11 protein-coding genes are annotated in these 14,439 nt (G+C 59.2%); 7 read left to right on the top strand and 4 right to left on the bottom strand.

What is annotated here, in order from left to right; translation table 11 throughout:
• Positions 1 to 93: 93 nt before the first annotated feature.
• Positions 94 to 1,722, top strand: coding sequence for an FAD-dependent oxidoreductase (locus C1722_RS09480; protein WP_102379014.1), 1,629 nt, complete (start codon positions 94 to 96; stop codon positions 1,720 to 1,722).
• A 175-nt stretch (positions 1,723 to 1,897) separates the two neighbouring features.
• Here C1722_RS09480 and C1722_RS09475 read toward each other — a convergent pair whose 3' ends face one another.
• Positions 1,898 to 3,322 carry a response regulator transcription factor gene (locus C1722_RS09475; protein WP_180995116.1) on the bottom strand — a complete coding sequence of 475 codons (1,425 nt, stop codon included), beginning with the start codon at positions 3,320 to 3,322 and terminating at the stop codon, positions 1,898 to 1,900.
• 238 nt (positions 3,323 to 3,560) lie between these two features.
• Here C1722_RS09475 and C1722_RS09470 point away from each other — a divergent pair, with 238 nt between their 5' ends.
• Positions 3,561 to 5,297: an FAD-dependent oxidoreductase gene (locus tag C1722_RS09470; protein WP_102379012.1), complete on the top strand. Its 1,737-nt coding sequence runs from the start codon at positions 3,561 to 3,563 to the stop codon at positions 5,295 to 5,297.
• Between the two features lie 173 nt (positions 5,298 to 5,470).
• Here the strand turns inward: C1722_RS09470 and C1722_RS09465 are convergent, their stop codons facing one another.
• The gene (locus C1722_RS09465; protein WP_180995115.1) at positions 5,471 to 6,964 is read right to left on the bottom strand and encodes a response regulator transcription factor; all 1,494 of its coding nucleotides are present in this window, start codon (positions 6,962 to 6,964) and stop codon (positions 5,471 to 5,473) included.
• 113 nt (positions 6,965 to 7,077) lie between these two features.
• Positions 7,078 to 8,706 (bottom strand): FAD-dependent oxidoreductase, encoded by a 1,629-nt coding sequence (locus C1722_RS09460; RefSeq protein ID WP_102379010.1) that lies wholly within the window; start codon positions 8,704 to 8,706, stop codon positions 7,078 to 7,080.
• Between the two features lie 227 nt (positions 8,707 to 8,933).
• Between C1722_RS09460 and C1722_RS09455 the strand changes: the two genes are divergently transcribed.
• The 5 genes from C1722_RS09455 to C1722_RS09435 all read left to right on the top strand — a co-directional run bounded on the left by C1722_RS09455 (position 8,934) and on the right by C1722_RS09435 (position 13,879).
• Positions 8,934 to 9,164, top strand: a complete 231-nt coding sequence (locus C1722_RS09455) for an antitoxin (RefSeq protein WP_102379009.1) — start codon at positions 8,934 to 8,936, stop codon at positions 9,162 to 9,164.
• Positions 9,164 to 9,574: a type II toxin-antitoxin system VapC family toxin gene (locus C1722_RS09450; RefSeq protein WP_102379008.1), complete on the top strand. Its 411-nt coding sequence runs from the start codon at positions 9,164 to 9,166 to the stop codon at positions 9,572 to 9,574. The genes C1722_RS09455 and C1722_RS09450 overlap by 1 nt, the downstream gene beginning before the upstream one ends.
• 341 nt (positions 9,575 to 9,915) lie before the next feature.
• A complete protein-coding gene (locus tag C1722_RS09445) occupies positions 9,916 to 11,406 on the top strand; it encodes a helix-turn-helix transcriptional regulator (RefSeq protein WP_102379007.1) in 1,491 nt (496 codons plus the stop codon).
• A 237-nt stretch (positions 11,407 to 11,643) separates the two neighbouring features.
• On the top strand, positions 11,644 to 13,335 hold the full coding sequence (locus tag C1722_RS09440) for an FAD-dependent oxidoreductase (RefSeq protein ID WP_102379006.1): 1,692 nt from the start codon (positions 11,644 to 11,646) through the stop codon (positions 13,333 to 13,335).
• A gap of 28 nt (positions 13,336 to 13,363) precedes the next feature.
• Positions 13,364 to 13,879, top strand: a complete 516-nt coding sequence (locus tag C1722_RS09435) for a hypothetical protein (RefSeq protein WP_102379005.1) — start codon at positions 13,364 to 13,366, stop codon at positions 13,877 to 13,879.
• Between the two features lie 78 nt (positions 13,880 to 13,957).
• Here the strand turns inward: C1722_RS09435 and C1722_RS09430 are convergent, their stop codons facing one another.
• A complete protein-coding gene (locus C1722_RS09430) occupies positions 13,958 to 14,431 on the bottom strand; it encodes a DUF2798 domain-containing protein (RefSeq protein ID WP_102379004.1) in 474 nt (157 codons plus the stop codon).
• Positions 14,432 to 14,439: the final 8 nt, after the last annotated feature.

The following is a 14,439-nucleotide window of genomic DNA, read 5'->3' as shown; positions in this document are numbered from 1 at the left end:
CTTGCTGCACCAAACGCATCTTTGAGGTGATGGCGCAGGCCGTCCGTTTCCGTACGATTGCGCCATTGCAACGTAACAGGGAAGGAATCAACCATGGATGCAAAACTTGATCGACGGGCGTTTCTCGGTTTGGTCGGAGCGGGTGCGCTGACGGCCGGCTTGGGGCTTGCGGGATGCTCGCCTGAGCAGAACGGCGGAAACCAGGCGGCCAGTGCAGAACCCGCTGACGCTCCCGCGCAGGCCCCGGCGGGAATAGCGCGCAAGGAGGGAAGCGAAACGAAAGCATGCGATGTTGCGATCGTCGGGGCGGGCGCTGCGGGACTTCTGGCTGCGCTTAAGCTCACCGAAGGCGGTAAGAGCGTCGTTGTGATCGAAAAGGCCCCCTCTGCCGCGATGTCGAACTTCTCGATGTGCGGAGGACCCACCGCGTGCGAAACCAAGCTGCAGGAGCAGGAGAACGCAACCGTTACGCTCGACACCATGTTCACCTACATGAACGAGTTTTCGCGCACAAGCGTGAACGGTGCGCTTCTGCGCAACACGCTCAGCCACACCGGCGATGCCATCAACACGATGCTCGATCTCGGTATACCGATGACGCTCATCCCCGATTCGTACGGCGTGGGCTTCCGCGGCCGCCATATGTTCGATACCGGCGGGGAGGAGCGCGTGGCCCCGCTCGTGCAGGCGATAGAAGCTGCGGGCGGCGAGTTCCTGTTCAGTACAGCGGCCGAGAAGGTCATCATGGAAGACGGTGTCGCCAAAGGCGTGCAGACCGATAAGGGCATCGACGTGATGGCTGATTCGGTTGTGGTGTGCGCAGGTGGGTTCCTCGGAAGCGAAGACATGCAGATGGATCGCTTCAACACGAAGGTCTATGCGCTCGGCAACACGCTCTCCGACGGCACGGGCATCGCCATGGTGCTCGACGCCGGCGGCGCATGGGATCGGAACTTCGCCGTGCTCGGCAACGAATGCGGCGCCGTTTCGGCTGCGACCGAGGGAAGCCCCTTCAACCCCGACTGGACCAACGTAAACGAGCACTACGGATACTGGCTCTTCGGAGGCCTGTACACCGATACGGCGGGCGAGCGGTTCATCAACGAGGGCAAGATCGCCCAATTCCCTCTGGCTATCGGCGGCGAGGCGCTGCTGCGCGCGGGCAAGGCGTACGTGATCATGGATTCGGACTACTACGAGGCCGTGAAGGGCGATGGTATCTTCGCGTATCTCGGCCAGCCTGAAAGCTGGGTGCCCGGCCCCATGGCCGACTACTATAAGACGACTCCCGAGAACGCCGAAGCGCATCTTGCGCAGGCCATCGATGAGGGCTGGGCGCTCAAGGCGGACTCGCTTTCCGAGATTGCGGAGAAGTTCTCACTCGATTCGCTCGAGGCCACCGTTGAGAAGTACAACGGATTCTGCGATGCGGGTGCCGACGGCGATTTCGGGAAAGATCCGACGTTCTTGAAGGCGGTCAAGACAGCACCGTTCTATGCGTTCGAGTACGTGCCGAGCGCGTGGGGCACGAACGGCGGCGTGAAAGTCGACAGCCATCTGCGCGCCATGGACGAGAAGAACAACCCGATCCCCGGTCTCTATGTTGCAGGCGTCGACCAAGGCAGCGTGTACAGCGTGCCGTACTACACCAACGAAGGCGCGTCGGTGGGTCTCGCACTCGGCTCGGGTGTGTACGTGGCCGAGGAGATCATGAAGTCGTAACGAGGCGGACCGTCCTTGTTCGTGCGGGCCGGGTTGCGAGAATCCGGCCCGCACGTTAGGGGCGCCAGGGGTCGAAGCGTGCGGGTTTAGGTGTTGGTTGACTGCGGGCGCGATTGTCGCCGAAGCGCTACTCCGCCGCATCCTGCTGCGTGAGATCGCATCTTGCTTCGCGATCTTACAGCGTTCCGCACGTTTCTATGAGTTCTTGTTTGCTGTGTACATCGAGTTTCTTGTAAATGTGCTGGATGTGGGTCTTCGCGGTGGAATTGGAGATGTAGAGTGTACCTTCGATGCTGGCTATGGTTCGGTCGTCGAGCAGCATGGCGAGGATCTCCTCCTCCCGTCTGGTGAGCCCTTTGATCCGGGCGATGTAAGCTGCCCGTTCAATTGTGCTCGAGCGGTCTTCCTGATCTTGGAATGCCGTTTTCTTGCTGGACAGTGTCATACCCCATGTGCTGGTGAAGTCCTTGTCGCTCATGAATACGACGAACAGGATGATGATCACGGTAGCGATGATGCAGACGCACAGGGTGTAAAACGTTGCATTCTGCAGATGAATGTCGAACGAGGCGTGAACCGATTGCGCAATGATCTGCGCGAGGGCGAGGGCGCTTTGCGTGAATCCGAACGTCCAAAGCGGGTTTACGCCGTACCGAAACGATATGTTGCATAAGACGGCAGTGATGAAGATGCTGAACAGCGTATACGCCCCGTTGGTCAGAAGCGAACCGGCAAGTGCGGCATTCGGCAGGTCGATGAGCGAGCAGAGCGCACCAGCCACCGCCATAGGCAGCGAGATCAGATACAGCGAGCGAATGCTGAACTGCTTGAACAGCAGCAAGATGACAACGAGCACGATTGCCGAGACGATCAGGACGCCGAAAAGGGCGTATCCTCGTCCCGCACCCGACAAGAAGCCCCGTAAGAAGTTGTTGCAGAAGGTAAAGCCTGCGAACAGCACAACGGGTTTGAGGGGAAACGACCAGCCCGACGAAACCGCTTCACCCTGCGCGAAGGAAACATGTTCGATCCTGCGCGAGCTGACGATGAGCAGCACCGTCGAAACGAGCGGAAAGGCGACGATGACCGCCGAGACGAATGCAGCCGAACTCACGAGCGTGAGCGCGAATGAGAGAAACGACGAGAGCGCATGCGTTGCCGTATAGTAGGCAAGGACGTGGCGCATGTCCATGTTCGCGTACAGCTCCATCCATGCAAGGTATAGGGGGACGGTTCCGATGCTGATGACGATCGATCCGCAGGCGTTTAGCCAGAGCGCCGTTGAGCCGATCGACGAGCGGGATGCAATGGTGAGGACGGCGCCAATCGAAAGAACGATAGCTGCTGCGATAAGCAGACGGTGCTTTTTGTGCAACGGAGTGAGCCTCGTTGAAAGAAAAGCCGCTGCTGCGAACAAGATCATTTTCGTAAGCGGTCCGAAGGGGAATTGGCTTTGCGAGGCGAGAGAATCGTCGATCGCGTAGTTGCTGAGTGAAAGCGACGTGCTGAACGAGACCATGAGAAAGAAGCCGAGGAAGCAGAAGCTCGGAATCGATTGGCCCTGTTTCGCTCTGAGCGTATGCGCTTGTTCTGTATCCATGTTCCTCCCTTTCGCTATTCTACTATCGGCGCGCCCCATCGTGCTCGAGAATGCGGTTCCCTATGTTTGCCTCTCGTATCCACCCTGATCAAGCAGTGGGGTATGAGAAAAATCATCCCGCTTCCTCATCCCTTCCTCGCCTTCACCCTTGCGGTTTCCCGTCGCATAGTGCGTCTATCGCCTGGGCTTTCATCGGTTAGGCGATGCACGGGTACATCGAAACCAAGGAGGAATCGACATGAAAGAGATTTCAAGAAGGAACTTCATCGGGGGAGCGGCGGCGTTCGGTCTCGGTCTCGGAGCAATGGGGCTTGCGGGTTGCGCGGCGGGGGAACCTGCTTCAGCGGATGCCGATGCCGGGTCGACGGGGAAAGCGGGCGGGCAGGATACGACCGGTGTTCCTTCGTTTTTGCAGGCACCCGACCCGATCACAGACGATCAAATTGCGCAAACCATTGAAACCGAGCTTGTTGTAGTGGGCCTCGGCGTTGCCGGAGTATCGGCTGTGCGTTCTGCGGCAGAGGGGGGTGTGAAGGTCGTTGCGATCGAAAAATGCTCCGAACCCAATTGCCGCTCGTCTCAGTTCTCGGCATTCAACACCGAAAACGCCCGTTCGATGGGCATCGAGGATATCGAGACGACCGATCTTGTCAATGAACTCATGATCCAGATGAGCCATCGCAGCGATTTCAGGATTCTCAAAAACTGGGCAGACCACTGCGGCGAGGCGTTCGACTGGTACGCTTCGGCCTACGACGGTCTTGTCTGGGTGCATCCTGGCGACGAGACGCCAAGCGAAGACACGGTGTACGTGAGCAACAAGAACTCGTATCCTCCCTATGAATACGGGCGCGACCACGAAGTCGTCTTCAGCGGCACGCTCTCGTTCACGGCACCCGACAAGGGAGGCCAAAAGCCGGTATTCCTCGCGAACTTCGAGAAGGCCCAGGAAACTGGTAACGTCGATGCGCATTTCGACTGCCCGGCTCGTCAGCTTGTGAAGGAGGGCGATAAGGTTGTCGGCGTGATCTTCCAGAACCTCAACGACCAAACCTATACCAAGGTGCTGGCTTCGAAGGGCGTTGTGCTGGCAACGGGCGATTACGTGCGCAACGACGAGATGGTTGCACATTATCTGCCCTGGATTTACGACCAGAAGGAAAAGTTCACGTTCACCTATATGCATCAGGATATCGAAGGGAACTTCGCCGATATGGGCGACGGTCACCGCATGGGCTACTGGGTCGGTGGAAACATCGAGGCGGGTCCGCATGCTGCGATGGCCCACGGCGATTTGGGCAAGCTCGGCGTCGATGCCTTTTTGCAGCTGAACGGCAAAGGTGAGCGCTACATCAACGAAGATTTAACGAACGATCATTTTGGCTCGGCGCTGATCCGTCAGCCCGGCAACGTGATCTACCAGATTTTCGACTCGAAGTTTCCCGAGCAGCTTTCTTCGATGCAGGCAGGTCTCGGCACGAAAAGCAAGATCTCGCAAGAGGATATCGATGCAATCGATGATTGGACGAGCGCCAAGGGCGATACCGTCGAAGATCTGGTGGCCAACCTAGGGGTCGAAGCCGATGTCGCCGATACCATGAAAGCGCAGATCGCACGTTACAACGAGCTATGCGCCGCCGGCAAGGACGAGGATTTCGGAAAAGCCTCCGAGCGTATGTTCGCTCTGGAAACCCCGCCGTTTTACGCAATTCGCTACGCAGTGGGCGAGCCTGGCTTGAGCGGGGCTTCGCAGGATGCTCTTCGCTGCCTCGTAACCATGAGCGGCCTTTCGACAACGAAGGACGCCGAGGTGTGCGATGCCGATCTCAATGTCATCCCCGGCCTGTATGCCATCGGCAACGTTCAGGGTGGTCGCTTCTTGGCGGACTATCCTGCGACCATTGCCGGCGCGAGCCATAGCATCGCGATGACGTACGGCTATCTGACCGGCAAGCATATCGCCGAAAGCGCCTAGCGCGAAAGCCGTTTACCGACTCCCGTAAAGCCTGCGCTCCGCATGTTTCCCGCACGCTGAGCGCAGGCCCGGTGCGAAAGAGGATTGCGATGAGGTGCCGATCGCTTCACCGTTTTTACTGCCGTAAGGGGATCGAGTAAGGGAAGTTCTGTGCTGCGAGTCGAAAGCGGTTGCTACTCCGCCGCATCCTGCTGCGTGAGATCGATCCTGTCGTCCTTGATTTCGCGAACCCTCGCTTCCACCATCTCGTCAAGCTCTTTGCGGGAGTGGATACCGCACTTCTGATAGATATGGCGGATGTGGGTCTTTACCGTCTCCTCTGAGAGGACGAGGTCGACACCGATATCGGCTCTGCTTTTTCCTTGGGCGATACGCCGAAGAACGTCACGTTCCCGTTCGGACAATCGGTACAGGGTTCCGATCTGATCGCAAGACGAATCCAGTATCTCGGAATCGCCGGGGGCTTCCCCGGGTTTCGCCATGCCCCATGCTTCGAGCAGGTTATTGTGACTGACGAGCGATAGGGCGGTGAGCAAGAGCAGGAACAAAACGGTGGCTATGAGCAACGATACGTCAGTCGAAGCAGGCAGGGGGTGGAGGATGGTGAACATCTCGAATCCGAAAAACCTTCCGAAGAGCAGCGTGCCGATAACGAGTCCGCCCAGCCAAACCGGCGAAACGCTTCTGTGTCGGATGAGGTAGGCGCATAGGCACCAGATAAGCATGTCGAGGCATCGGTACCCAATGCAGTACACGCCGTATCCCCACGCTGAAATCTCTGTGCCGAACAAGCACAAGAATGCACCTGTAGCCATGATGACGAACGAGATTCGGTAGATCATGTAGTTGAAGTTCATTCTGAGGCCGAGGGTGATCAACGCAAACAGCACCGACGCTACAAGAAAGCCGACAACGCCGAACGTATACCAGGCCGTTGTTCCGAACGATCCCGAGAACGACAGGCTTTGAAACGTGCCGAAGGAGAAACCCGCTACCGCCGCCGTTACGAGCAGCTTCCAAGGCGCCCGGGTCTTTTCTGGGAAGATGCCGCTTGATCGGGTTTCTTCGCCGTTATCGCCATCGGATCGCTTTGCCATGAGGAAGGCGCAGAGCGCACCGCAGGCGCCAACGGCCGCCGGCATAAGCTCGCGCAGCGTCTGCGGAATGAAATTGAGCGAGAATATGAGCGCAGTACCGAGTACGGAACCGCATACGACGAAGGCGATGGTCTTTTTCGGCCCCGTCCGGCCGAACGCCTTCATCCACTCGAGGAACAGGAGCGTCTGCCCGATGCCTGCGAAGGCGGGCCAGATATAGGAGATGGTGGCGTATCCCGGATCGAGATAGTCGGGGGGTAGCTTGCTGAGTAAAACGAACAGCGCCGAAGCGGCAACATAGCATACGCCCGCGATGGCGGCGACGGCGGCGTTTGGAAGCCGCGCTGCCGATTTTCTGAATCCGAGGCCGAGTGCTATGCCGCATATGCCGATGATGAGGTAGGTGAGGTTCGATCCAAGCCAAACAGGTGATCCGACGGTTCCTGCATTTGTGTACACGAGCGTTGCGGATGTGCAGCTCCACGGCCAGGCGCACACGCAGGCGAAGCCGATCCAGACGGCGGGCTGGGATGCTGCGGCCTGGGAAAACGTTTGCAGCGATTGTTTCATTGCGCGCATGTCGCGTCGAGCGTTGGAATTCGGCATCCGAGCATCTACCCCCTTGCGGCGAGTATAGCACAGGGGTGCTCCCCGCTTTGGCGGGGAGCACGGGCGACGGGCGATTAAGCGGTTGCGTTAGCTGCTGCCGCGGCGCCGGCATAGCGTCCGAAGCAGAAGCACATGCACAAAGACGTTCCCGATTGCGGGTAGAAGTATCCGATCAGGTGGCCGTTTGCCGATTCTCCGACCGCGTAAAGGTTCGGAATGAGCGAACCGTCGACGGCGATAACCTGCCCGTCGGTATTGGTGCGCATTCCGCCGGTTGTGCCGGAGAGGGCGGTTGTCTGTACGGTCATGTCGATGGCGTAGAACGGAGCGGTTGCCAGCGGATTGAGCAAGGTGAATTCCTTGTCGATGACGTCGAGATCGTACTCTTTCGGGTCGTCGGGATCGAACACGCGGCCCATGCGCGTGGCGGGTTTGCCGAACTCGGGGTCGTTTTTCGCTTCGCAGTACCCGTTGTAGTCCTCGACGGTCTTCGTAAGCGCTGCAGTGTTGACGTTCATCTTCTTGGCGAGCTCTTCGATGGTGTCGGCCTTGACGATCGTTCCCGATTCGAGGCCCTTCTCTCCGGTTTGGCCGGCGACCTGCTCGTAGAGGGCGGAGTCGTACAGGGCCCAATACTCGGTGATGCCCTGCTTGTAAGCGATGCCGGCGCGATCGAGGAAATACAGGTTCTCGTTGACCCATCGCTTGCCCTCGCGGTTGACGAAGAGTCCCTGGCCTGCGTTGTCGCTGTATCCTCCATCGACATTCACGAAGTACGCCATCGTACCGCCCGGCGCTACCACGTCGGCTCCGACCGTTTTTGCTTGCAGGAGCGCGAACCCCTTCGACTCGCCATCGAAGGTCGAGCAGTTGGGGGTATGGGGAGCGTAAAGGCGCAGCAGGTCAGATGAGCCGCCGAATCCGCCTGCCGCCACGATAAGCGATTTGACGTTGAACAGCGTTCCCTTATCTCCCGAAACCGTTTCGAGTCCGGTTACCGCGCCCGAAGCATCGGCAACGATCTTCGTCGCTTCGGTCGAGAAGCGGAATTCGACGCCGAGCTCTTCGGCTTTGGCTTTGAGCGGCTCGAGGTAGGCTTTCACTCCATCGCGATCGGCGCTGGTCACGAAGGTGCGCGCGGGTACTTGGAACGGGTTGGTGGGCGGAACGGTCACGCCGACGATGTCCACGCCATGCTCGATGAGCCAATCGATCGATTCGGCCGAGTGCTCGGCGGCGAAGAGCTGGGCGTCGGTGTCCATGAACGAATCGCTGTCGGGGTATTGGTTCCAGAATGCGACGAGTTCCTCGGGTGTCCAGTCCTCCCCAAGCTCTTTTTGAAAAGACGTGCCGACCGCCGTAATGCTGTGGGCGTATACCTTTTTCAGGCCATCGAGTTTTTCGAGCACGATGACCTTTGCGCCTCCTTCGGCAGCGGAAATGGCTGCGGTCAGCCCTGAAACTCCCGTGCCGATCACAACGACGTCGGTATCGACGGTTTCGGTCATTTCGACAGTCGTGTTGGTTGAAGCGGCTGGGGCGGAGCCTTCTTCGGCTGCGCTCGCTTTCGGCTTCTCCTCGTTTGCCGGGGAGCAGCCGAACATGCCTGCTGCAGCGATGCCGAGCGCGCCGACTCCCGCCCCGGCAAGAAACGATCGCCTGGTTACTCCGGACTTCTCGGAATGACCTGTATTGATACTCATGGTTCCCTCCTTCGTATCGGTTCGGCGCCTGTGCGCCGCAATAAACGATAGGCCGCTGCAGCACGAAGCGGTATCCCCCGAGCGGGAGTGACTTGCCCAGGCTGTCGTTCACCCGCCGCGGGGGACGGATTCATCAGCGGAAACGGCTTTTTTGTTTTTGAAGGCCTCGCATTGTCTCGTGAGCATAAATCAAGTATACTTGCAAATATACTTGAAAGGAGGCTATTGTGGCCCAACTCTCCCTCTATCTCGAAGAGGAGACCATGGACATGCTGAAGAAGAAAGCGGTGCTTGCGAACGTCTCTCTTTCTAAATACGTTGCCGAGCTCATTCGAAACGATGCAGCGAGCGGTTGGCCGACGGGCTACTGGGATCTCTACGGTTCTATCGATGACGAAACTTTCCGCAAACCTGCGGAGCTGTCGTTCGAGCTCGACGGCAAAAGGGGCGCTTGGTGATGCTGCTTCTCGACACGTGCGTGTGTATTGAGTTTCTGCGTGGCTCGATGCCGGGGGTTCTGAAGGCGCTTCGATCTCACGATCCTCGGGAGATTATGGTGCCTGCCGTTGTCGAAGCGGAGTTGCGGCTAGGGGCTCTGAAAAGCGCAAAGCCTCAGGAGAACCTCCTGAAGACGGAACTCTTCCTCGATCCGTTCGAGCGCACAACTTTTGATTCTCGGTGCGCCGAAGAGTACGCATCCATTAGAGCTGAGTTTGAAACGCACGGAAAGACTATCGGGCCAAACGACCTGATGATAGCTGCGACCGCGAAAGCCCACGGTGCAACCTTGGTGACGAACAACGTGCGCGAATTCGAGCGCGTGCCCGGACTGAAGGTCGAGTCGTGGGCGCTTGCGGATCGGGTTTAGTCGGGCAGCCGATCGGGAGACGAAGCGAAACGAAGCGGGGTTTTCCGAAAGTCTCGTTTCGGCTGGATGAGGCGGGCTTGTAACGCAAAATGCCAATTTGGTATTTCGGGGACGGATTCGGACTCCACCGCTTGCCGATGTCCTTCACGTGAGCCAAGCAGAAGATGCGCTTTCCTCGGTGCCGCGAGGTCGCACCGCAGCCGATGGGCCGTTTCGTCGCCCGCCCGCGCTTTCCCAAACGATGGTAGAATGCTGGCACTGCTATGGGAGCGCGATGCGATCGCGTAAGGAGGCGCGTGCGGCGATGCCGCCGCGTGGATACGATGAGCTGAGGAATTCGATTGTCCTTCTCGAAGGCAAAGGCGATAGCTAAAACTCTGCGTTGGCATCATGTCGGCTTTGCGTTTCTGTGGGCGACCACGTTTTCGGCTCTTCTCTATCCTTCAACCGCAACGGCCGAGGAGATGCTCGCGTTCAAAACGCTCAACCTGCTCTGCACCATCGGTGCGGTCCTCGCTTTGGTGGCGATCGTTCGCGCGAGGGGAAGGGAGCAGTTCGGTCCGCGCGTCGCTTTCGCTGCGGGCCTCCTGCTCGCTGTGGGTGCCTCTCTGTTCTATACGGGGTTTTACCTCGATGTCCCGAGGCTCCCTTTCGTGCTTTCATCCGGAGCGTTTATCGGTTTGGCGAGTGGCATGTTTTTTGGGTTGTGGCAGGCGTTCTTCACCTCGGAAGGCGCTTCGCGCACCGCGATCTACATTCCGCTTTCGGCGGTTGCCTCGGCGATACTATGCTTTATCATGCAGCCGCTTCCGCTTGGCGGAACGATCGTGTGCTCCATCGCCGTTTTTCCGGTTCTGGCTTCGGTTACCCTGTACAAAGCGATTGCGGAAATCGAGCCGAGTTCATCCGAAGGCTCGTCCTGCACGGATATGCGCGGCACCGTCCGAGATCTCTGGAAGCCCGTGTTCTGCGTGTGCTCGATCGGGTTCGTATGGAAGCTCGCTTCGAGTATTCTGAGCGATGCGAGCTCTTCGACGCTTATTTTCGTTCTTGCCGGATTCGGTGCCGCAGCGCTCGTCATCGCGCTTATCGAACTGTTCTCGGTAAAGGGGTTCGAGGTACTCAGATCCTATCAGGTTCTGTTCCCGCTCATCACGGGGGCATTCCTTCTCCCGACGATATTCGGAATGGAATACGCGCCGATGCTTTCGGCTACGCTCATGTTCGGGTTCGAGATCGTCAACCTTCTGCTTATCGTTACCTGCGCCGTCTATGCGAACGAACGCTCGATGCCGTCGATCTACGTGTACGCGCTCGGCCTGTGCCCGGTGTATGCGGCGATGGTGATAGGAGATCTGCTCGGTGCGCATTTGAGTTCCGCGTTCGCCCATGATCTTTCGTTTGTAGTGAGCGTCTTGTTCATGTGCGTATACGTGCTTTCGCTCACGATGTTCCTTGTTTCGTGGACGAGGCAGCGTAAGCGAGGCCGCGGCGACGAGGCCTCAGACGACGATGCGGCGCATAGGGTCGGGCCTGCAACGGATCGCGAGAGGAAGCCTCAAGCGGATACCTCGGGATTGAGCGCCGCCGATCTCGAAGAAGCGTGGATCGCATCGCTTGCGAGCCGGTTCGGGGATATGGACCTCGTTGATCCGCTGAGCCAGCGCGAGCGGGAGGTTGCCGCCCTCATCGTGCGCGGCAACAGCGTCGCCGGCATCGCCAAGAAGTTGTTGATATCGGAGAATACGGTTCGAGGCCATGCCAAGAACATATACCGAAAGTTCGGTGTTCACTCGAAGCAGCAGCTCATCGACTTGATGAACGGCGAGTGAAACCTCGTTCACCCATTCCTGCGATTCCCCTGACATGGTTTTAGACCCGTCTTCGCTGTGCGTTGAAAAGACAACGGAAAAGCACTTGACGAGGCACAACGCAAAAACAACCTGTTTTATGGGGTGCGGTTTCATCTCCCTTTTCCTACTATCGGGTCACGGTTCCAAGGTCGCCGGGCATGAGCTCGGGATCACGTAGCAGGAGCCGGGCAAACCTATTCTTTAGGAGGGAATCACATGAGCGAAACGAAATCAGGCATCTCGCGGCGCGATCTGCTCAAGGGAGCGGCGCTCTCTGCGGCGGGCGTTGCGGCACTCGGCGTCGTGGGATGCAGCCCCGCAGCGTCGGGAGAAGGCAACGCTTCGAGCTCGGGCAGCGATGCGTCGGGAGATGCGGCTTCGGCGAAGCATACCTGGGAGATCAAACCCGAACCCATCACCGATATCGCCGAGACCGTCGATACCGAAGTGTTGGTGATCGGCGGCGGCTACTCCGGTACCTGTTGCGCGCTTAACGCGGCCGAGAACGGTACCAAGGTTGTTCTCGTCGAGAAGGACACCGTGCTCAACGGCCACGGCGTCGGCGGCACGGGTGCGGTCGGCTCACGCGAGCTCGACAAGCTCGGCATCACCATCGACAAGCCGATCGAGATGGAGCGCTGGGTTTCCACCTGCGGCAACCGTTGCCGCGAATCGCTCGTGGCCAAGTGGTTCCGCGAGTCCGAGCGCTGCATGAACTGGCTGCTCGATGTGGCGGAGTCCGACGGCTGCAGCTGCATGGTGACCGTGGGATCGCGCAGCGCCGTGCACCCCGAAATCGATTGCTACCACATGATCTACGGCGGCGAGACCACGTCCGACATCATCAACATCGCCAACTACATCGAGTACCTGTTCATGAAGAAGGCCGAGGAGACCGGCAATGCGGAGTTCGTGTTCGAGATGCCGGCCGTTCAGCTCGTGCAGGACGAGTCGGGCGCGGTCAAAGGCGCCATCTGCGAGAACTCCGAAGGGAAGTACGTGCAGTACAACGCCTCGAAGGGCGTCGTGCTCGCTACGGGCGACATCAGCTACAACGACGAGTACCTCGAGGCGTTCGCTCCCATTGGCTTGAAGGTCATGACGCGTCTGTGCTCCGACCGCGGCAACGTGGGCGACGGCCACAACATGGCGGCGTGGGCAGGCGGTGCGTTCCAGGACGGCCCGTGGCCGACGATGATGCATCCGCAGGCTGCAGCCACCTACCACGGTCCCTTCCTCTTCGTCAATCCCGATGGCAACCGCTTCATGAACGAGGCTACGTGGGTGCAGGGCAAGTGCGTCGGCGTCATGGTCAACGGCGGCTACGACCATGCCTGGTCGATCTTCGATGCCAACTTCGAGGCCGACAACACCGACAGCCTCCAGTACGGCGGCGGCATGTTCTGGGATAGCTTCCGTCCCGTGGGCTCCACCTACGAGGACGCTTCGAAATCGCATGCCGAGGGTGTCGAGAAGGGCGTGACCGACAATCCCGACAACTACAAGAAAGCCGATACCATCGAGGAGCTCGTCGCGCAGCTCGACGTTCCCGCCGACGTTGCCCTTGCAACCATCGAGCGCTACAATGCGCTGTGCGAAGCGGGCGAGGATACCGATTTCTACAAGGAATCCCACTACCTCTACCCGATCAAGCAGGGCCCCTTCTACGCCTGCAAAGTCGGCCCCGGCCTGCTCGGCGTGTGCGGCGGCATCCACATCTCAGATAATTTCGAGGTGCTCACCGCCGACAACCAACCCGTCTCCGGGCTCTACGCTATCGGCAACTGCGCGGGCGACATCTACGCCTACGACTATCCGATCAACGTGCAGGGCAACAGCCACGGCAGGTGCCTGGTCGAGGGCAAGTGCCTCGGCGAGCAGCTTGCGGGCGTGTACGAGGAAATCTAGGTCGTACGGACGAAGCGAGGAGGTGCTTGTGACTACCGGAACCGTCAGTACTCCCGATGCGCATGCGCGCGAGCGCTCGATCGACGAGATGTTCGAGCACCTCGAGGCGCTCTGCGACGCGCTGCCTCGCATGGAAGAGCTCGGCGCACGGGTGGCGAAGGCAACGTGCGCCCGCGAGGCGGTTGAAGCCGATCGCCGCTACCGCATCGTTCGCACAGAGCTCGACGAACTCGAAGCGCATGCAGCTGAAGCTCTTGCGCTGGCAGAGCAGGCCCGCGCTGCGGGCAAGCCCGAAGAAGAGGTCGAGCTCTATGAACGCGACCGATTGTACTTTGCCGCCATGCGCGGCTTCAAAGTGGGGCCTGCGCAAAACGAGCGGGCCGCTTCGGACGAGGCGCTGAAGGCAGGTGGCTTCTCCTCGATCGACGAGGCGGCGAAAGCCGTACTGCCGACCGACGAGCTCTCGAGGCTCGAAAGGGAACTCGAAGCGTATCGTGCCGATTACACCGAAACGCTTGCGGCATGCCAGGAAGCCGAAGGGTAGCGCTCGGCGCGAGCAACCGACGCAGCGGAAGTTTCGAGGCGAGGGGCGAGGTCGATGCGGCCTCGCCCCTTCCTGCATTTAAGCGGCTTGTGGCTTCTTCCCCCCGACCTTCTGCGCAACCGTCGTTGCAAGCGGAAGCGCGAGGATGGTTGCCACGTACGCTATCCCCCAAATCGAGGCGATGGGAGCCAGCCAGCGTATCAGGAACGTCGATCCGTCGGGCATCGTGCCGAAGCCTGTTGCGAATGCCGTCATGCCGAACGAGACGCAGAACGTCATCACTGTGGCAATGACCACCGATTGCAACAGACCCCACGCAAGCCCTGAGCGCTCCGCACCGAAGAATTCGGCGAATTTCTCGCCCAAGCGCGCAATCGGCAAGACGAGCATGACAACCAAGCCGATCACGGTAGCAACAAGCATCTGCGTAAGAACAAGGATCGGCTCGAGCGGCTGTCCGTTGTTAAGAGCCATCGCGAACGTCATGACGGTGCCGACGGCGAACGACATGAGCAAACTCAAAGTGAAGACAAACCCGAAACTCGGTTTCATTTCCCTTC

It is taken from the genome of Raoultibacter timonensis, from assembly GCF_900240215.1.
Taxonomy (GTDB): Bacteria; Actinomycetota; Coriobacteriia; order Coriobacteriales; family Eggerthellaceae; genus Raoultibacter; species Raoultibacter timonensis.
This window is presented reverse-complemented; position numbering and strand designations above follow the sequence as displayed.